Raw genomic sequence first — 18,565 nt, forward strand, 5'->3', positions numbered from 1 at the left:
GGCGGCGCGAGCGTTTCCCCTGCGCGAGCGCCGTCCGTTTTTGTTTCTCGTCTGACTTCGCCGCAGTTTGGCTGAGTGGGTCCGAAGCGCTTAGTCCAGCCGGACGCCCCGGCGCGGCGCGGCCGTGTGCCACAATCTCTCTCATCCCCCTCGACCGTCTGGAAGCCGCTCACGTGACGCGCCGCCTCATCATCCTCTTCGCGCTCGCAGCCGGCCTCGTCGCGGTCTGCGCGCTGACGTGGGCGCTCACGTGGCAGACCGGGATCGACGCGCTGCGCCGCAACGCCGCCGTGCGCGGCGACCGCACCGCGGCTTCGCTCAAGAGCACGCTCGAGCGCTACGACTCGCTGCCCTATATCGTCGGCGAGCATCCGCTCGTGCAGGACGTGCTGGTCGATCCGAGACCCGAGTGGGTGGCCGCCGCGAACCGCTATCTCGAAGACGTGAACCGTCACGCGCGCGCCACGACGACCTACATCATCCGCGCCGACGGCATGAGCATCGCGGCGAGCAACTGGCGCGACCCCGATAGCTTCGTGGGCGTGGACTACCGCTTCCGGCCGTATTTCATCGACGCGATGAACGGCCGCGTGGGGCGCTTCTTCGGCATCGGCACGATCTCGCACGATCCGGGCTACTACGTGTCGCAGCCCGTGCGGCGCGACGGCAAGATCGTCGGCGTGGCCGTGGTGAAGCTCAATCTCGAATGGTTTCCGGGCACCGATGCCTCGGAGCCGCTGCTCGTCACTGACGACAACGGCGTGATCTTTCTCTCCTCGGTGCCCGCGTGGAAGTACCGCACGGTGCGCCCGCTGCCGCCGGCCGTGGTGGCCTCGATCGACGCCACGCGCCAGTACGCGAGCGAGCCGATCGCGCCGCTGCCGACGCGCGTCGAACGCGTGTTGCAGGGCGGCGCCGACATCGTGCGCATGGGCGCCGGCATCCGCGCACCGCGCTACCTGGAAACGCGACGCTCGCTCGTCGAGCCCGACTGGCATCTCGTCACCATGTCGTCGATCGATCCCGTGCTCGAAGCCTCGCGCAACGCGACCATCATGACCGGTTTCGGCTACGTTTCGCTGTGCCTGTTCGGCTTCTACTGGCGCATGCGGCGCGCACGCGTGAGGGAAGTGATGCGCAGCCGCGCGATGCTGCAAAAGGCCTATGCGATGCTCAACGAGCGCGTGGCCGAGCGCACCGCCGATCTCTCGCAGGCCAACGAGCGCCTGCAGCGCGAGGTGGCGGAGCGCACGCGCGCCGAGGCGGAACTGCGCGCGACCCAGGACGAGCTGATCCAGGCGAGCAAGCTCGCCGCGCTCGGCCAGATGGCGGCAGGCATCACGCACGAACTGAACCAGCCGCTCGCGGCGTTGCGCAGCTTCTCGGACAACACGCGCGTGTTTCTGGAGCGCGGCCAATACACGGCGGCCACCGAAAACCTCGAGGCGATCGGCTCGCTCACCGAGCGCATGGGCAAGATCGTCAATCAGCTCAAGCTGTTCGTCGGGCGCGCGCGGCCGAGAGGCGCGCGTGCACCGGTGGCCCGCGCGCTGCGCAACTCGCTCGCGCTGCTCGGCAAGCGGCTCGACGGCGTGCGCGTGGATCTCACGTTGACGGAAGACGGCGCGCCGACCGTGCCGCTCGACGTGGACGCCGAGTACCCGGACCTGAGCGCGCAGAGCGACGACCTGCGGCTCGAGCAGGTGGTCATCAACGTACTCGGCAATGCGCTCGACGCCGTGGCGGGCCTGCCGTCGCCGCGCATTGCGATCGACGTGCAGGCGAGCGCCGCGACGCTCGCCATCGCGGTGAGCGACAATGGGCCGGGCATTCCCGACGATGTGCTGCCGCGCCTCTTCGAGCCGTTTTTCACGACCAAGGAAATGGGGCAGGGGCTCGGCCTTGGCCTTGCGATCTCCTCGTCGATCGCGCGCGACTGCGGCGGCTCGCTCACGGCGAGCAACGTACCCGAAGGCGGCGCACGCTTCGTGCTGACGTTGCGCCGCGCGCGTGCCGATGCCGAGAGCGCGGCGCGTGCCGCGGGGTTGTGACGCTGGGTTGCGTGGCTGGCTTTTGAATCAGGATGACGAACGAACATGGTGAACGCATGGTCAATACCGCGCCCGGCCGGGTGCTCTACGTAGAGGATGACGAACTGGTGCGCCGCGCGGGCGTGCAAAGCCTGCAGCTCGCCGGCTTCGACGCCGCCGGTTTCGCCAATGCGGAAAGCGCGCTGCCGCTCGTCGATGCCGACTTCGCGGGCGTCGTGGTGAGCGATATCCGCCTGCCCGGCATGAGCGGGCTCGATCTGCTCGCGCAATGCCACGAGCGAGCGCCCGAGGTGCCCATCATCCTCGTGACGGGCCACGGCGATATCTCGATGGCCGTGCAGGCCATGCGCGACGGCGCTTACGACTTCATCGAAAAGCCGTTCGCCTCCGAACGCCTTATCGAAACGGTGCGGCGCGCGCTGGAGCGGCGCCTGCTCGTGCTCGAAAACCTCGCGCTGCGCCGCGAGCTGGCGGGGCACGACGCGCTCGCGCCGCGCATCATCGGCAAAAGTCCGGCGATCGAACAGGTGCGCAAGCTCATCGCGAACGTCGCGCCGACGGACGCCTCGGTGCTCATCAACGGCGACACCGGCGCGGGCAAGGAACTCATTGCGCGCAGCCTGCATGAGCTTTCGCCGCGCCATGACAAGCCGTTCGTCGCCGTGAACTGCGGCGCGCTGCCCGAACCGATGTTCGAGTCGGAGATGTTCGGCTACGAGGCGGGTGCTTTCACGGGCGCGGCCAAGCGCCGGATCGGCAAGCTCGAGCACGCGAGCGGCGGCACGCTCTTTCTCGACGAGATCGAAAGCATGCCGCTCTCGCTGCAGGTGAAGCTGCTGCGCGTGCTGCAGGATGGCGTGCTGGAGCGCCTCGGTTCGAACCAGCCAGTGCGCGCCGACTTGCGCGTGGTCGCGGCGGCGAAGGGCGACATGAGCGAGCACGTCGCGGCGGGGACCTTCCGGCGCGACCTGCTGTACCGGCTGAACGTCGTGACGATCGCGTTGCCGCCGCTGGCCGAGCGCCGCGAGGACATCGTGCCGCTCTTCGAGCACTTCCTGCTCGACGCGGCGGTGCGCTACCAGCGTCCCGCGCCGCTGCTCACCGAGCGCGATCGCATGCGGCTCGCGCAGCGCGACTGGCCGGGCAACGTGCGCGAGCTGCGCAATGCGGCGGACCGCAGGGTCCTCGGGATTCCCGACGATCTGTCGGCAGTCGCGGCGGCCGGCGAGGACGACGCGTTGCCGCTCAAGGAGCGCGTGGAGCAGTACGAGCGCGCACTGATTGCCGACGCGCTGCAGCAGAGCAACGGCGCGGTCGCCCAGGCCGCCGAGCGGCTACAAATGGCGAAAGCCACGTTGTACGAGAAAATTCGCCGCTATGGGCTGGTGGCGCGCGGCGAGGCGTGAAGCGGCACAAAGAGGCATAAAAAAAAGCAGCGGTTTTTCCGCTGCTTTTTTTATTGGCTACGCGAATCGCGTATCAGGTCGCCAGCGCCTTCTGCAGCAACTGGTCGAGTTCGGCGAACTGCGGCTCGCCCACGTAGCGCTTGAGGATCTTGCCGTCGCGGCCGATCACGAAGGTAGTGGGCGTGAGCTGGACGTTGCCGAACTGCCTGGCCGCCGAGCCGTCGTCCATCGCCACCTTGAACGGCAACTGGCGCGTTTGCGCGTAGTTGGCGACGTACATCGGCGCGTCGTAGTTCATCGCCACCGCAACGAACTCGAGACCTTCGCCCTTGAAGCGGTTATAGGTCTGGACCATCTTCGGCATTTCCGCCATGCAGGTCGTGCAGCTCGTCGCCCAGAAGTTGACTAGGTAGACCTTGCCCTTCAGGTCGTTCGTGGAGACCTTCTGGCCGGACAGGAGCGTGAAGGTGGCGTCGGGCACGCGCTGCTGGCTGCCGAAGAACGCGAAGTAGCCGGCCACAGCGATCGCGACGACGACCACCGCCGCGCCAATGCGCATGAGCGCGCCGGAACGCTTGTTCGAAGAATTCGGGGATGCAGCGGTCATGAGCCTTGCCTCGTGCGCCGAAGGGCGCGGGTGTCGAGCGCAAATATTGTAGCGCCGAATTTCCCGGCATAGCGGTTGCGAGACAACATCCGGGTATGCGTCGACGGATAATGTCGCGCACCTTTCACCTCCGTAACGAACCGCGCCCCATGGTCCTGGACATCCTTCGCCGTGCCCGACTCCCGTTGAATCTACCGATGCGCGCCTCCGTTGCTGCCCGCGTGGCGGCGCTGGGCGTACTCGCCGCCGCGTTCGCGCTGGCCGCCTGCTCGCCCACTTACGATTGGCGCACGATTTCGAACGATGCCAGCGGCTACGCGATCGATCTGCCGGCCAAGCCCGACAAGGACGAGCGCCGCATCGACGTGAACGGCACGCCGATGCGCATGCGCGTGCAGACGGCCGAAGTCGCCGGCGACGTGTTCGTGGTCGGCACGCTCGATCTGCCCGACGCGCAGCCCGCAACGCAGCAAAAGGCACTCGACTTCCTGCGCGCGGGCCTCGCGCGCAACGTGGGCGCGGCTGCCGAGACACACGCGGTGGGGGTGCCGCTTGCAATGGGCGGCTCGGTCGAGGGCGTCGAAATGCGCATGGCCGGCAAGGCGGGCGCCAACGGCGAGACGCGCACGATCCACGCGCGGCTCGTTGCAAAGGGCGCACGCGCCTATCAGGTGGCGATCGTCGGCCGTACCGAGCCGCCGGTCGAGCAGGTCGATCAGTTCTTCGGATCTTTCAAGCTGTACTGAGTTTTCGGACTCCAGCACGCCTTGCGTCGCGATGTTTTGGTCACACAGCGGCGGGCGCTTGCGGGCCGAAGTGAAAGTTGCGCTGCAGGTAAACACGCTAATTATCGGATTTGATTGACGGTTTACTGGTTACCCACAGGAGCTGTGGGTAACTTTGTGGAAAACAACGCCCCGTTGGCCGGAAAGGGCCGTCCTGTGGGCTTTCTGTTAGTTTTGGCCGCTTTTCTGTAAATCCAGAAGGGTAGAAGAATCAATGGGTTACGAAAGCGATCGTGGCGTAATGCGAACCATGCTCAGAACCAGGGGCATCATGACGAAATGTGCATAAGTCAAGTCTTGACTTCGACTTATTGGCGCTATTCACATTCCCTGCGGCGCAAAGCGGCAGCGCTCTCCGGCGAAACCGGCACTGCGGGTTACCGCTCGGTGAACACGCGCCGGTACTGCACGGCCTCCGCCACGTGGGCGGCATCGGGCATCGCGGCGCCCGCGAGATCGGCGATCGTGCGCGCGACCTTGAGCACCCGGTAATGGGCGCGTGCCGACCAGCCAAAGCGCTCGCCCGCTTCGCGCAGCAGCGCTTCCCCGGCGGCGTCCGGCTGGCAGACTGCGTCGGTTTCGCGGCCGTTCAATTCGCGATTGGTTTTACTCTGGCGCGCCAGCTGGCGCTCGCGTGCCGCCTGGACGCGAGCGGCGATCGCGGCGCTCGATTCGGCGTTCGTGCTCGCGCGAGCGGCCAGTTCGGCGGGCGGCAGCGCTGGAATCTCGATCTGGATGTCGATGCGGTCCAGGAGCGGCCCCGACAGCTTGCGCAAATAGCGCGCGGCGCTTTCGGGCGTGCAGCGGCAGCGACCAGCGGGGTCGCCGCGCCAGCCGCACGGGCAGGGATTCATCGCGGCAATGAGTTGGCAGGCGGCCGGAAAGTCGGTTTGCCACGCGGCGCGTGAAATGGTGATCGCGCCCACTTCGAGCGGCTCGCGCAGGGTCTCCAGCACGTGGCGGTCGAATTCGGGCAGCTCGTCCAGAAATAGCACCCCTAAATGCGCGAGCGTGATCTCGCCCGGCTGCGGCGGATTGCGCCCGCCGATCAGCGCGGCGGCACTCGACGAGTGATGCGGCGCGCGAAACGGCCGCTTGCGCCACTGCTGCGGCGTGAAACCGACCGCGCTGGCGGAGAGCAGGGCGGCGGAGGCTAACGCCTCGTCGTCCGTCATGGGTGGCAGGAGCCCGGGCAGGCGTGCGGCGAGCATCGACTTGCCGGCGCCTGGCGGCCCGACCATCAACAGATGGTGCCCGCCGGCCGCCGCGACTTCGAGCGCCCGGCGCGCCCCGCGCTGGCCGACGACGTCGGCCATGTCAGGGGGCGTGGCGATGGGTCCAGTGTCGAGGGCGCTCGCGCGCACGGGGGCGAGGCGCGCTTCGGGATCGCCGCCCGCCAGATGGGCGCACAGGGAGCGCAGGTCTGCCGCGCCGTACACCGCGACATCTGGCACGAGCGCCGCTTCGGCAGCGTTTTGCGCGGGCAGATAAAGCTCGGGCATGCCGGGGCGCGCTGCTTCGCCGGGTTCAGTATCGGGAATCCGAAGGATGGCGCTTTCGCCTATGGGCTCGCGGCTGAACGCTGCCGCTTCGTCGAAATGCGCTGCGCGCTCTCTGTGCGCGCGTGCCGTGCCGCAAGCCATGGCAAACGCGCCGCGCATGGGCCGCACGGCGCCGGTGAGCGAAAGCTCGCCCGCGAACTCCCGGTGCGCGAGTGCCGCAGCCGGAAGCTGCCCGCTCGCCGCGAGAATGCCGAGCGCGATGGGCAGATCGAAGCGGCCGGATTCCTTGGGTAGATCGGCGGGTGCCAGGTTGACGGTAATGCGCCTCACCGGGAAATCGAAGCCGCAGTTCGAGAGCGCGGCGCGCACGCGCTCGCGGCTTTCGCGCACTTCGAGATCGGGCAGCCCGACGATGGAAAACGACGGCAGACCGTTGGCGAGATGGACTTCGACGGTGACTTCGGGCGCGCGGCCAGCAGCCGGCGCGCGGCTGCGCACCACGGCAAGCGACATGGGATTCTCCGGAAGGCTCGCATGCAGAAGTGGCGCGCGGTGTACGAAGCTTCGGACCGGGCTTCGTATGTGTTTCGCGCGCCGTGCATGCGCCAGGCTGGTGAGGCGTATGCCCCTTTACGGTTCCATTGCGACCACGCTACGGATCGCTTGCGGCGGGGCGGCAGCGGTGCTGCACTCAATTGCGCACAGGAGTGCGCAAGGAAATGATCAGGAGGACTGGCTAGTCACCGGCAGCTTCTGCTCGAGCTCGGCCACGCGGCGCTCGAGTTCTTCGAGGCGCTGGCGCGTGCGCACGAGCACCTGCGTTTGCGCGTCGAATTCCTCGCGCGTGACGAGGTCCAGCTTCGAAAAGCCTTGCGACAACATTGCGCGAACATTGCGTTCGACATCGCGCGCCGGCGAGTTCTTGAGCAGATCGCTCACGCGCGACTGCAGATCATTGAATACATCGTTAGGTTGCTTCATTCGATTCCCCTTCGCTGCACAAAAAATGTGCAAGTTTTGTTTCGCCTGTGCCCCGCGGCGGACCGTGATCGATCTTGGTGCGAACTCGCAGGGCCACGGCCAGTGTGCGCGCAAGTGGTGCGCACCGCGGGCCCGTGTGCTTCGCGCTGTGGCGCGGCGGGCCATTTCCAGCCGCCATGCGGCGCCCGGCGCGGCAGCAATGCCTGAGAACACTGTAGCAACGTTCCCCCCGCCACGCCACCGCGCGCGCGCCACGCTGGCCGTTCGGCCAAGGCCTTGCGCGCCGCGCCCCTCAAGGCGCGGACCGCATTGTCCACGGCTTTGAGCGCGCTTGCATCGAAGTCCATCACACCGCCTTTACGCACGGAGTGCAGCAAATTGGCACGGGTGTTGCTAATACTGCCCCGCGCACCGAACGACAGGTTGGCTCACGGTGTGCCAGCGACGCGGCGAAGCATCACGCGCCGTTCGCCGGGCGCCCGTTGCAGAAGCAGACAAAGGAATGAAGCAAACCACAGCGAGGACTACATGAAACTCATTACAGCAATCATCAAGCCGTTCAAGCTCGATGAGGCGCGCGAAGCCCTTTCGGCGATCGGCGTTTCGGGGATCACGGTGACGGAGGTGAAAGGCTTCGGTCGCCAGAAGGGGCACACCGAGCTGTACCGCGGCGCGGAGTATGTCGTCGACTTCCTGCCGAAGGTGAAGATCGAAGCCGCCGTGGCCGACGACATCGTCGAGCAGGCCATCGAGGCAGTCGAACGCGCGGCCCGCACGGGCAAGATCGGCGACGGCAAGATTTTCGTCACCCCGATCGAACAAGTGATCCGCATCCGCACCGGCGAGACCGGCGCCGACGCGCTGTAAAGCCTAAAGAGACCGAGACAAGAGGAAAGAGGAAACCGAGATGCGCAAACTTTTGATGTCCCTGATGATGGCCGGCTCGCTGCTGGCCGGCGGCGTCGGCGCCGCGCTGGCGGACGACGCATCCGCGCCCGCCGCGGCCTCCGCGCCGGCCACCACCGCTTCGGCGCCCGATGCGTCCGCAGCCGCCCCGGCTTCGGCGCCCGCAGCCGACGCGGCTTCGGCCCCGGCAGCAGCAGCCAGCGCCCCGGCCGACGCATCGGCCGCTGCCGCAGCCGCGGCGCCCGCCGCACCGACCGCGCCGTTCTCGGTCGATTCGTCGAAGATCAACTCCGGCGACACCGCGTGGATGCTGACCTCCACCGCGCTCGTGCTGTTCATGACGATCCCGGGCCTCGCGCTCTTCTACGGCGGCATGGTCCGCAAGAAGAACGTGCTCTCGACGCTCATGCAGAGCTTCGCGATCACCTGCGTCGTCACGGTGATCTGGACGGTGGTCGGCTACTCGATCGCGTTCACGCCGGGCGGCTCGTTCATCGGCGGCTTCTCGCGCATCTTCCTTGAGGGCATGAACTACATCAAGGGCGACAAGGCGACGACGCTTACCGTGAGCCACCTCGCGCCGACCATCCCCGAGACCGTGTACTTCGTCTATCAGATGACGTTCGCGATCATCACGCCGGCGCTCATCACCGGTGCGTTTGCCGATCGCATGAAGTTCTCGGCGATGCTCGTGTTCATGTCGCTGTGGTCGGTCATCGTCTACTCGCCGATCGCGCACATGGTGTGGGAGCCGACGGGCTGGCTCGCCAGCGCCGGCATCCTCGACTTCGCGGGCGGCACGGTCGTGCACATCAACGCCGGTATCGCGGGCCTCGTGTGCTGTCTCGTGCTCGGCAAGCGGGTTGGCTATGGCCGCGAAGTGATGGCTCCGCACAACCTCACGCTCACGCTGATGGGTGCGGCCATGCTGTGGGTGGGCTGGTTCGGCTTCAACGCGGGTTCGGCAGTCGCGGCTGACGGCCGTGCCGGCTTCGCGATGCTCACGACGCAAATCGCTACCGCCTGCGCCGCGCTCGGCTGGATGTTCGCGGAGTGGATCGCGAAGGGCAAGCCGTCGGTGCTCGGTATCGCTTCGGGCGCCGTTGCAGGTCTCGTGGCCATTACGCCGGCTTCGGGTTTCGTCGGCGTGCTGGGCGCAATCGTGATCGGTGTGGTGGCGGGCGTGGTCTGCTTCTGGTCGGCGACGTGGCTCAAGCACAAGTTCAACTATGACGACTCGCTCGACGCGTTCGGCGTGCACGGCATCGGCGGCATCATCGGTGCGCTGCTGACCGGCGTGTTCGCGGTGAAGGATATCGGCGGCGCGGATGGCAGCCTCATCCTGCAAGCCAAGGGCGTGCTCACGACCCTCATCTATAGCGGCGTGGTGAGCTTCGTCCTGCTGAAGGTGATCGACATGGTGATGGGCCTGCGCGTTTCGGAAGAAGAAGAGCGCGAAGGTCTCGACGTGGTGCTGCATGGCGAACGCGTGGAATAAGCGCGCCGCGTTAGACGGTTTGATCTAGCAGGGCAGTAAGCAGCGACCTGGGCCCGCCTTTTCGGCGGGCCCTTTTCTTTTGCGCGCTGCGGCGCCGGGTGTGGGCTTTGCTCCCGCGGGAGGGGGAATAAGCGCCGCGCCCGCGCGTTCGCATAGTGCCCCTTCAATCCGTGTGCCCAATTGCGCCGGGCGGCGCGGGCGGTCCAGAATGGATATCCGGCTTGAATATCCGCGCGCGCGAAACGCTCGATTGACCCTACCGCGCCCAAGGGTTTCATGACGGGGATTCACGAGGGCAATCCCGTCTTGCAACTGGCGCAATCGTCCCCAGATAAACGACCGGTTTCCCTACAATCAAAGCATTTCGTCCGCGAGTCACCCCTTATGGTCCCGCATCTGGTTACGGCGTTGAATGGCCCGCTCCTCGAACTGGAGCAGCGCATCCTCGACGCGACGCCGGCCATCGAGCGCTGGTTCCGCCTCGAATGGCAGGAGCACACGCCGCCGTTCTACGCCTCGGTCGACCTGCGCAACGCCGGCTTCAAGCTCGCGCCCGTCGACACCAACCTTTTTCCCGGCGCCTTCCACTGCCTGCCGCAGGAAGTGCTGCCGCTCGCCGTGCAGGCGGCCATGGCCGCCATCGAAAAGATCTGCCCGGACGCCAAGAACCTGCTGGTGATTCCGGAGATGCACACGCGCAACGCGTTTTATCTGGAGAATGTCGCGCGGCTCGCCACAATCATGCGCCAGGCGGGCCTGAACGTGCGTTTCGGCACCCTCGACGACACGATCGCCGGGCCGGTCACGATCTCGCTCGCGGACGGCCAGAAGATCGTGCTCGAACCGCTCGAGCGCTCGCAGCGGCGCCTCGGCCTGAAGAACTTCGACCCGTGCTCGATCCTGCTGAACAACGATCTTTCGGCCGGCATTCCGCCCGTGCTCGAAAACCTGCACGAGCAGTACGTGCTGCCGCCGCTGCACGCCGCCTGGGCGGTGCGCCGCAAGTCCACGCACTTCTCCTGCTATGACGACGTGGCGAAGAAGTTCGCGAAGATGGTGGGCGTGGACCCGTGGATGATCAATCCGTACTTCGCGCACGTGGAAGGCGTGGACTTCGAGGCGCGCACGGGCGAGGAGCCGCTCGCGACCGCCATCGACGCCGTGCTCAAGAAGATCGCGAAGAAGTACCGCGAGTACGGCATCACCGAAAAGCCCTATGTCGTCATCAAGTCCGATGCCGGCACGGACGGCCGCGGTGTGATGACGGTGCACGATGCCTCGGAGGTCGCCGCACTCACGAAGCGCGAACGTGCGAAGATGTCGGCCACGAAGGACGGGCTGGAAGTGCACGACGTGATCGTGCAGGAAGGCGTCTATACGTTCGAGCATATCGGCGACGAAGTGGCCGAGCCGGTCGTGTACATGATCGACCGCTATGTGGTGGGCGGCTTCTACCGCGCGCACGGCAGCCGCGAGCGCGACCAGAACCTGAACGCGCCGGGCATGCATTTCGTGCCGCTCGGCTTCGAGCACACGGCGCTGCCCGACACGCGCGCGAAAGCGGGGGCGGCGCCGCCGAACCGCTTTTACATGTACGGCGTGGTGGCGCGGCTCGGCTTGCTGGCGGCCTCGGTCGAGCTGGAGAAGACCGACCCCGAAGCGATCCAGGTCTGATCCAGCCGTCATCCTTCACACAATCGAACGCAGCGCCCGCCACCGTGCGGGCGTTGCCGTCATGAAAGCAGGCACCACACCAGGCGCCATGCCAGGCGTCAAGCAGCGACAGGACAGGGACAAGGCAGAGACGATATGGACATTCTCTTCATCGCCGATCCGCTCGAGCGGTTCAAGATCTACAAGGACTCGACCTACGCGATGATGGCCGAGGCCGCGAAGCGCGGCCACCGGCTCTTCGCGTGCGAGCCTCAGCACCTCGCATGGGTGAACGGCCAGGTGGAGGCCGACGTGCGGCGCTTCACGATCATCGGCGATACGGCGGACCTGCATCGCGAAACGTGGTTCGAAGCCACGGCCGATGCGCGCGCGCTCACCGGCTTCGACGCCGTCGTCATGCGCAAGGACCCGCCGTTCGACATGGAGTACGTCACGTCGACGTGGCTGCTGGAGATCGCCGAGCGCGCGGGCGCGAAGATCTTCAACAAGCCGCAGTCGATTCGCGATCACTCGGAGAAGCTCGCCATCGGCGAATTTCCGCAGTTCGTCGCGCCGACGCTCGTCACGCGCAGCGCGGCGCGCCTGCGCAAGTTCCATGAGGAGCACCAGGACGTGATCCTCAAGCCGCTCGACGGCATGGGCGGCATGGGCGTCTTCCGCGTGAAGGCGGACGGCATGAACCTCGGCTCGATCATCGAGATGCTGAGTCACGACGGGGCGCGCAGCGTGATGGCGCAGAAGTTCATCCCCGAAATCAAGGCCGGCGACAAGCGTATCCTGCTGATCGGCGGCGAGCCGGTGCCGTTTTCGCTCGCGCGTATTCCTCAGGGCAATGAAGTGCGCGGCAATCTGGCGGCGGGTGGGCTCGGCGTCGCGCAGCCGCTCACCGGGCGCGACATGGAGATCGCCAAAGCGCTCGGCCCGACGCTCGCGGCACGCGGCCTGCTGCTTGTCGGGCTCGACGCCATCGGCGACTGGCTCACCGAGGTCAATGTCACGAGCCCGACGTGTTTCCGCGAAATCATGGAGCAGACGGGCTTCGACGTGGCCGCGATGTTCATCGACGCGCTGGAGCGCGCGGCGGCCTGAATCTGCTTTCGAAACGGGGACCGGGCGCATTTGAAGCCCGCACCTGGAGCGCGGACTTGAAAGCCTCGCGTATGGCTGCATTTGCCGGATGTGGACGCCTTGCAGGGCAGGCGCCCCCTCCAGACCTTGACTGGCGGGCAGTTTTGGACCACGAAAGGTCGAGCGCGTACGCGGAGCCTGTGAATCGCGCGCGATATCTGTCGCCGCTGTGAGCAGAACCGCCTCGCGTGCGCGAAAATGACCCTGCTACAATGCCGCGAGCCCGCGTTCCGGGCTGGCAGGCGGGCGTCGACGAGACGCTTTGGCTGCCGCGCGGCGCGTCTTCCGACCCTGCGAGCTCACGGCTGGCTGCGGGGTTGGCGCTGCAGGACGCGATCTACGGGGTCGTCCGAGCATCAACCGGAGCCGTTTTTTGCAGTCAAGCTGACATGGCAGGGATTCTGATCATTGCGCACGCACCGCTCGCCACCGCGCTACGCGAGTGCATCGCGCATATCTATGGCGGTTGTCCGGCGCGCATCGGCGCGCTCGACGTGCTCCCCGACAGCGACCCGGCTGAAGTGGTCGCCAAGGCGAATTCGGAGATCGAGCGCCTGCGCGAAGAAAACGGCGCGCTCGTGTTGACCGACATGTTCGGCGCCACGCCTTCGAACATCGCGGCGCGCCTCGCCACGGTGCCCGAGGTGCGCGTGCTGGCCGGCGTGAATCTGCCGATGCTGGTGCGTGCCGTGTGCTACCGGGCAACGCCGCTCGACACGCTGGTCGAAAAGGCGCTGGCCGGCGCGAGCAAGGGCGTGCAGACCATCGGCCCGACCATGCCGCCCATTGCTCCTGCGAGCGAATGCGCTTGCCCGCCCACGCCCTGCACCGAAACCACTGCCGACGCGACAAAGCAGGCCGCGAATCCGGTAGCCGGCCAGAGCGCGAGCCAGCCAGCAGCCGCGACGCGCGGCGCGGCTTGCACCGGCGGCGTTGCGGCGGGCGTGTTCAGGCCGGCTGGCAGCACCTGAGCCGGCGGCGCGCCAGCGAAAGCCAACAACAAGGCACAGCGAAACAACCCAGTCTCACTTCCACACACCGCGTCCGGATCGACCTATGCTGCAACAAGAAACGACCATCGTGAACAAACTCGGCCTGCACGCGCGGGCGTCGGCGAAGCTGACGCAGCTCGCAGGCAACTATCAGTCGGAAATCTGGATGAGCCGCAACGGCCGCCGCATCAACGCCAAGAGCATCATGGGGGTCATGATGCTGGCGGCGGGCATCGGCAGCACGGTGATGATCGAAACCGAAGGCCCGGACGAGGCCGACGCCATGAGCGCGCTGCTCAAGCTGATCGCCGATAAGTTTGGCGAAGGCCAGTAAGACGCGCGTGGTCATTGCGCCTTGCTCGGAACGCCGCGGTTTGCCGCGGCGTTTTTGTTTGCGGGCGGCGACTGCTGCACAACGCCGCAGTCATGCGCGCACAGGTGCGCATGGCCACATTCCGCCGCGCTGGAATTTATAATCATCGCCGGGGTCTGAGAGAGCGCATTGCAGCGGTTTGCCGCAGCATCAAATAACCAGAGGAGGTGCGCGTGCCGTTCACGCTGCATGGAATTCCCGTATCACGCGGTATAGCCATCGGGCGAGCGTACCTGATCGCTCCGGCTGCGCTCGACGTCGACCATTACCTCATCGAGCACGCGCAGATCGAAGACGAAATCGTGCGCTTTCGCGCGGCGCTGCAGGCCGTGGAGCACGAACTCGACACGCTGCGCGCCGATCTCGCCGCCGACGCCCCTTCCGAAATGGGCGCATTTATCGGTGTGCACCTCATGATCCTGAACGACGTGATGCTCGTACAGGAGACCATCGATCTCATCCGCACGCGCCGCTTCAATGTGGAGTGGGCGCTTACCGAACAGCTCGAACGCCTCTCGCGTCACTTCGACGACGTGGAGGACGAGTACCTGCGCGAGCGCAAGGCCGATATCGAGCAAGTCGTGGAGCGCGTACTGAAGTCGCTCGCCGGCGCCATGCCGCCTTCGCTGCACGGCGGCTGCGACGAGATGATCGTCGTCGCGCACGACATCGCGCCGGCCGACATGCTCCAGTTCAAGGGGCAAACCTTCCAGGGGTTCGTCACCGATCTGGGCGGCCGCACCTCGCACACGGCGATCGTCGCGCGCAGCCTCGGCATCCCGGCCGCGGTGGGCGTGCAGCAGGCGAGCGCGCTGATCCGCCAGGACGATCTCATCATCGTCGACGGCGACCACGGCATCGTGATCGTCGATCCCGCGCCGATCGTGCTCGAGGAGTACACCTACCGTCAAAGCGAGATGGCGCTCGAGCGGCGCAAGCTGCAGCGCCTGAAGTTCTCGCCGACGCAAACGCTATGCGGCGCGAAGATCCAGCTGTACGCGAACATCGAGCTGCCCGACGACGCGCAGGCCGCGCTCGACTCGGGCGCGACGGGCGTGGGCCTCTTTCGCACTGAGTTCCTGTTCATGAACCACAAGAACCACCTGCCGGAGGAGGACGAGCAGTTCGCCGCCTACCGCCGCGCGGTGGAGCTCATGAACGGGCTGCCCGTGACGATCCGTACGATCGACGTGGGCGCGGACAAGCCGCTCGACGCCATGAATGCGGGCGACGGTTACGAGACGGCTGCGAACCCGGCGCTCGGCCTGCGCGCGATCCGCTGGAGCCTGTCCGAGCCGCAGATGTTCCTCACGCAGTTGCGGGCGATCCTGCGCGCCTCGGCGTTCGGTTCGGTCAAGATCCTGATTCCGATGCTCGCGCACGCGCAGCAGATCGACCAGACGCTCGACCTGATCCGCGAGGCCAGGCGCCAGCTCGACGACGCGGGCCTCGCCTACGATCCCAACATCCAGGTCGGCGCGATGATCGAGATTCCGGCGGCCGCGCTCGCGCTGCCGATGTTCCTGCGCCGTCTCGACTTCCTCTCGATCGGCACCAACGACCTGATCCAGTACGCGCTCGCCATCGACCGCGCCGACAACGCGGTGGCCGACCTGTACGATCCGCTGCATCCGGCCGTGCTGCAGCTGATCGCGCATACGCTGCGCGAGGCGAAGCGCGCGGGCGTGCCCGTTTCGGTATGCGGGGAGATGGCGGGCGACCCGTCGTTCACGCGTTTGCTGCTCGGCATGGGGCTTACCGAGTTTTCGATGCACCCGAGCCAGTTGCTCGTGGTGAAGCAGGAGATCCTGCGCTCGCAGCTCAAGACGCTGGAAAAACCGGTGGCGGAGGTGCTGGCCGCTTACGAGCCCGAGGAGCTGCAGGCCGCGCTGCAGCGTGTGGCCCAGGCCTGAGCGTGCACCTGCTGATACGCGAAAATGCGAAAAGCCCCGGCATGTCCGGGGCTTTTTTCTTGCCTTGGCTCGCGCGGGCCTCAGGTGTGCCGGTGACGCTTGCCGCACACCGGGCAATCCGGCTGCCGTGCCACGCGCATCGTGCTCCACTCCATGCGCAGCGAGTCGAGCATCATGAGCCGCCCGACGAGCGGCGTACCGATGCCGCCGATCACGCGCAGCGCCTCGGCCGCCTGCATCGCGCCGATGATGCCAACCGTTGGCGCGAATACGCCCATCGTCGAGCACGCCACTTCCTCGAATGGCTGATCTTCCGGGAACACGCAGGCGTAGCACGGCGAGGCGTCGTCGCGGAAGTCGAACGTGCTGATCTGTCCGTCGAAGCGCAACGCCGCGCCCGAGACGAGCGGCACGCCATGCTTCACGCACGCGCGGTTGATGGCGTGGCGCGTGGCGAAGTTGTCGGTGCAGTCGAGCACGACCGTCGCGCCCGGCACCTGCGCGTCGAGCCACGCATCGTCGATGCGTGTTTGCAGCGCGATCACCTTCACTTCGGGATTAAGGCGCGCGATGGCGTCGCGGCCCGACTCGACCTTCGCGCGGCCGACCGAAGCCGTCTCGTGCATGATCTGCCGCTGCAGGTTGGTGAGGTCGACGGTGTCGTTGTCGACGAGCGTGAGCGTGCCCACGCCCGAGGCCGCGAGATACATCGCCGCGGGCGACCCCAGGCCGCCCGCGCCCACGACGATCGCATGCGCGTCGAGAAAGCGCTGCTGCGCCTCGATGCCGATCTCGTCGACGAGGATATGGCGGGAATAGCGAAGGAGTTGGTCGTCGTTCATCGCGATGCGCTGGTTCGATGGCGCTGCGATGGACTCGAGAGCCTGAATGGCCCTGAATGGGGGAGCGCGCGCCGGGGAAATACCGTGCCGTTATTGTAACGACGCCAGCGGCTGGAGGAGGGGCGGCCTCGCGACCGGCGCACGAGGCGCACGGGTCGCGAGGCGGTACGGCGTGTTACTTCGCCGGCGCGGGAGCGGAGGCCGGCGCGGCGGAGCCCGGAGCCGGCGCCATGATGAGCGCGCCCGGCTTCACGGCGATCGGCGCGGAAGCCGAGGTCGGCGGCTTCTGCTGCGCGAGGCGGCGCTCCATCGGCGACTTCGATTCGGCCACCGGCTTGCCCTGGAGCTTGTTCAGCGCCTGCTGGAGCATGTAGTCGTCGGTAGAACCGAACTCGACCGGCTTGCGCTCGCGATCCTTCTGGCGCTGATCCGGCGTCTTCTTGTCGTTCTGCTCTTCGAGCTGACGCAGCATGTCCATGCGCTCCTGCTCGCGCACTTCCTGCTCCTTCTTCTCGTCCGGATCCTGCGTGTTGGCGAGGTGGTTCTGGTAGTCCACTTCGCGCGTGACGAGTGCGTCGTCCGGATCGCCGTCTGCGTACTGGTCGACCGCGATATCAGGACGGATGCCCTTGTTCTGGATCGAGCGGCCGCTCGGCGTGTAGTAGTACGCCGTGGTGAGACGCAGCGCCGTGTCGGCCGTCATCGGGCGCACGGTCTGCACCGAGCCCTTGCCGAACGTCGTCTTGCCGACGATCAGCGCGCGCTTCGAGTCCTGCAGCGCGCCCGCCACGATTTCCGAGGCCGACGCCGAGTAGGCGTTGGTCAGCACGACCATCGGCACGGTCTTGAACTCGGCCGCCTCGCCCTTGAGCGGGTCGCCGTCGAACGACGGCAGGCGGTAGTTCTCGTAGGTGTCGCGGTAGACCTGCTTCGAGTCCGGGATCTGGCCGTTCGTCGAGACGACGACCGAATCCGGCGGCAGGAACGCGCCCGCAACGCCGACGGCGCTTTGCAGCAGGCCGCCGCCGTTGTTGCGCAGGTCGAGGATGATGCCCTTGAGGTTCGGCTCCTGGCGCGCGATATCTTGCAGCTTCTGGGCGAGGTCGGGGACCGTGCGCTCCTGGAAGCTCGTGATGCGGATATACGCGTAGCCCGGCTGCACGATCTTCGACTTCACGCTCTGGACCTTGATGATGGCGCGCGTGATGGTGAGCGGGAAGGTGCGGTCGTCGGTCTTGCGGAAGATCGTGAGCGTGACCTTCGTGCCCGGGTCGCCGCGCATCTGCTTGACGGCCTGGTCGAGCGTCATGCCGCGCACCGGCTTGTCGTTGATGCGCGTGATGAGGTCGCCCGGACGGATGCCGGCGCGGTAGGCGGGCGTGTCTTCGATCGGCGAGATGACCTTGATCAGGCCGTCTTCCGACGAGATTTCGATGCCGAGGCCCGCGAAGCGACCCTTGGTCTGCTCCTGGAGTTCCTGGTAATCGGTCTTGTCGAGATACGACGAGTGCGGGTCGAGGCTCGACACCATGCCCTTGATGGCGGCGGTGAGGAGCTTCTTGTCGTCCACCGGCACGACATACTCATGCTTGATTTGACCAAAGACTTCGGCGAAGAGCCTCAGCTGGTCGAGCGGCAGCGGTTCTACGACCGTCTGCTGGGTTTGCTGCGCCTCGGCGGAAATCTGCAGGGTGGCAAATACGCCGGTCGCGAGGCCAGCGGCGATCAGGCCGATGTTTTTCAGGTTCTTTCGCATAGAGTATGTTGCGTGCGGTCGAAAAGGCGCGTGGCAGCGTCTATTGGAAAAGCGACGGACAAGTATAACTGCACACCCGCCGTGGCTGTGTATATGGCGCGTACGATGGGGACTAAGACAGTGCCGCAGCCGCCAGGTTCGCAAACCGTGT

The 18,565-nt window shown here is 66.5% G+C and carries 15 protein-coding genes; 10 read left to right on the forward strand and 5 right to left on the reverse strand.

Features of this window, described 5'->3' with window-relative positions:
• Positions 1-71: 71 nt before the first annotated feature.
• Positions 72-2,051 carry a sensor histidine kinase gene (locus ACOJB8_RS07720; RefSeq protein WP_475012081.1) on the forward strand — a complete coding sequence of 660 codons (1,980 nt, stop codon included), beginning with the start codon at positions 72-74 and terminating at the stop codon, positions 2,049-2,051.
• Between the two features lie 32 nt (positions 2,052-2,083).
• A complete protein-coding gene (locus ACOJB8_RS07725; protein ID WP_370684279.1) occupies positions 2,084-3,457 on the forward strand; it encodes a sigma-54-dependent transcriptional regulator in 1,374 nt (457 codons plus the stop codon).
• A gap of 73 nt (positions 3,458-3,530) precedes the next feature.
• Here ACOJB8_RS07725 and ACOJB8_RS07730 read toward each other — a convergent pair whose 3' ends face one another.
• Entirely contained in the window at positions 3,531-4,016 is a 486-nt protein-coding gene (locus tag ACOJB8_RS07730; RefSeq protein WP_375542204.1) for a TlpA family protein disulfide reductase, read from the reverse strand.
• Between the two features lie 245 nt (positions 4,017-4,261).
• On the opposite strand from ACOJB8_RS07730, the gene ACOJB8_RS07735 reads away from it, so the two are divergent.
• Positions 4,262-4,810, forward strand: coding sequence for a hypothetical protein (locus ACOJB8_RS07735; protein ID WP_342949550.1), 549 nt, complete (start codon positions 4,262-4,264; stop codon positions 4,808-4,810).
• Positions 4,811-5,226: 416 nt separating this feature from the next.
• Here ACOJB8_RS07735 and ACOJB8_RS07740 read toward each other — a convergent pair whose 3' ends face one another.
• Together ACOJB8_RS07740 and ACOJB8_RS07745 are read right to left on the reverse strand one after the other, a co-directional pair.
• Complete coding sequence (locus ACOJB8_RS07740) at positions 5,227-6,864, reverse strand: YifB family Mg chelatase-like AAA ATPase (RefSeq protein WP_342949549.1); 1,638 nt, start codon at positions 6,862-6,864, stop codon at positions 5,227-5,229.
• 210 nt (positions 6,865-7,074) lie between these two features.
• A complete protein-coding gene (locus ACOJB8_RS07745; protein ID WP_028201802.1) occupies positions 7,075-7,332 on the reverse strand; it encodes an accessory factor UbiK family protein in 258 nt (85 codons plus the stop codon).
• A 528-nt stretch (positions 7,333-7,860) separates the two neighbouring features.
• Here ACOJB8_RS07745 and ACOJB8_RS07750 point away from each other — a divergent pair.
• From ACOJB8_RS07750 to ptsP, 7 genes are all read left to right on the forward strand, one after another.
• Complete coding sequence (locus ACOJB8_RS07750) at positions 7,861-8,199, forward strand: P-II family nitrogen regulator (protein WP_028201804.1); 339 nt, start codon at positions 7,861-7,863, stop codon at positions 8,197-8,199.
• Positions 8,200-8,239: 40 nt separating this feature from the next.
• Positions 8,240-9,736 carry an ammonium transporter gene (locus ACOJB8_RS07755; RefSeq protein WP_342949548.1) on the forward strand — a complete coding sequence of 499 codons (1,497 nt, stop codon included), beginning with the start codon at positions 8,240-8,242 and terminating at the stop codon, positions 9,734-9,736.
• A gap of 384 nt (positions 9,737-10,120) precedes the next feature.
• Positions 10,121-11,410 carry a glutamate--cysteine ligase gene (gene gshA / locus ACOJB8_RS07760; protein ID WP_069264972.1) on the forward strand — a complete coding sequence of 430 codons (1,290 nt, stop codon included), beginning with the start codon at positions 10,121-10,123 and terminating at the stop codon, positions 11,408-11,410.
• 135 nt (positions 11,411-11,545) lie between these two features.
• The gene (gene gshB / locus ACOJB8_RS07765; protein WP_342949547.1) at positions 11,546-12,499 is read left to right on the forward strand and encodes a glutathione synthase; all 954 of its coding nucleotides are present in this window, start codon (positions 11,546-11,548) and stop codon (positions 12,497-12,499) included.
• A 428-nt stretch (positions 12,500-12,927) separates the two neighbouring features.
• Complete coding sequence (locus ACOJB8_RS07770; protein ID WP_475011979.1) at positions 12,928-13,509, forward strand: PTS sugar transporter subunit IIA; 582 nt, start codon at positions 12,928-12,930, stop codon at positions 13,507-13,509.
• 85 nt (positions 13,510-13,594) lie between these two features.
• Positions 13,595-13,864 (forward strand): HPr family phosphocarrier protein, encoded by a 270-nt coding sequence (locus tag ACOJB8_RS07775; RefSeq protein ID WP_042270095.1) that lies wholly within the window; start codon positions 13,595-13,597, stop codon positions 13,862-13,864.
• 212 nt (positions 13,865-14,076) lie between these two features.
• Positions 14,077-15,816, forward strand: a complete 1,740-nt coding sequence (gene ptsP / locus ACOJB8_RS07780; protein WP_069265236.1) for a phosphoenolpyruvate--protein phosphotransferase — start codon at positions 14,077-14,079, stop codon at positions 15,814-15,816.
• Positions 15,817-15,896: 80 nt separating this feature from the next.
• On the opposite strand, the gene ACOJB8_RS07785 is transcribed toward ptsP, so the two are convergent.
• Both ACOJB8_RS07785 and ACOJB8_RS07790 read right to left on the reverse strand, forming a co-directional pair.
• Positions 15,897-16,658, reverse strand: a complete 762-nt coding sequence (locus ACOJB8_RS07785; protein WP_342949545.1) for a HesA/MoeB/ThiF family protein — start codon at positions 16,656-16,658, stop codon at positions 15,897-15,899.
• Between the two features lie 175 nt (positions 16,659-16,833).
• Positions 16,834-18,414, reverse strand: coding sequence for a S41 family peptidase (locus tag ACOJB8_RS07790; protein WP_342949544.1), 1,581 nt, complete (start codon positions 18,412-18,414; stop codon positions 16,834-16,836).
• Between the last annotated feature and the right edge of the window lie 151 nt (positions 18,415-18,565).

This window comes from Paraburkholderia sp. BR10141 (genome assembly GCF_056155635.1).

Coding starts and splice junctions, on each gene's coding strand:
- gshB (WP_342949547.1), top strand. CDS start 11,546: ATGGACATTCTCTTCATCGCCGATCCGCTCGAGCGGTTCAAGATCTAC.
- ACOJB8_RS07755 (WP_342949548.1), top strand. CDS start 8,240: ATGCGCAAACTTTTGATGTCCCTGATGATGGCCGGCTCGCTGCTGGCC.
- ACOJB8_RS07770 (WP_475011979.1), top strand. CDS start 12,928: ATGGCAGGGATTCTGATCATTGCGCACGCACCGCTCGCCACCGCGCTA.
- ACOJB8_RS07790 (WP_342949544.1), bottom strand. CDS start 18,414: ATGCGAAAGAACCTGAAAAACATCGGCCTGATCGCCGCTGGCCTCGCG.
- ACOJB8_RS07730 (WP_375542204.1), bottom strand. CDS start 4,016: ATGCGCATTGGCGCGGCGGTGGTCGTCGTCGCGATCGCTGTGGCCGGC.
- ACOJB8_RS07775 (WP_042270095.1), top strand. CDS start 13,595: ATGCTGCAACAAGAAACGACCATCGTGAACAAACTCGGCCTGCACGCG.
- ACOJB8_RS07750 (WP_028201804.1), top strand. CDS start 7,861: ATGAAACTCATTACAGCAATCATCAAGCCGTTCAAGCTCGATGAGGCG.
- ACOJB8_RS07725 (WP_370684279.1), top strand. CDS start 2,084: ATGACGAACGAACATGGTGAACGCATGGTCAATACCGCGCCCGGCCGG.
- gshA (WP_069264972.1), top strand. CDS start 10,121: ATGGTCCCGCATCTGGTTACGGCGTTGAATGGCCCGCTCCTCGAACTG.
- ACOJB8_RS07745 (WP_028201802.1), bottom strand. CDS start 7,332: ATGAAGCAACCTAACGATGTATTCAATGATCTGCAGTCGCGCGTGAGC.
- ACOJB8_RS07785 (WP_342949545.1), bottom strand. CDS start 16,658: ATGAACGACGACCAACTCCTTCGCTATTCCCGCCATATCCTCGTCGAC.
- ACOJB8_RS07740 (WP_342949549.1), bottom strand. CDS start 6,864: ATGTCGCTTGCCGTGGTGCGCAGCCGCGCGCCGGCTGCTGGCCGCGCG.
- ACOJB8_RS07735 (WP_342949550.1), top strand. CDS start 4,262: ATGCGCGCCTCCGTTGCTGCCCGCGTGGCGGCGCTGGGCGTACTCGCC.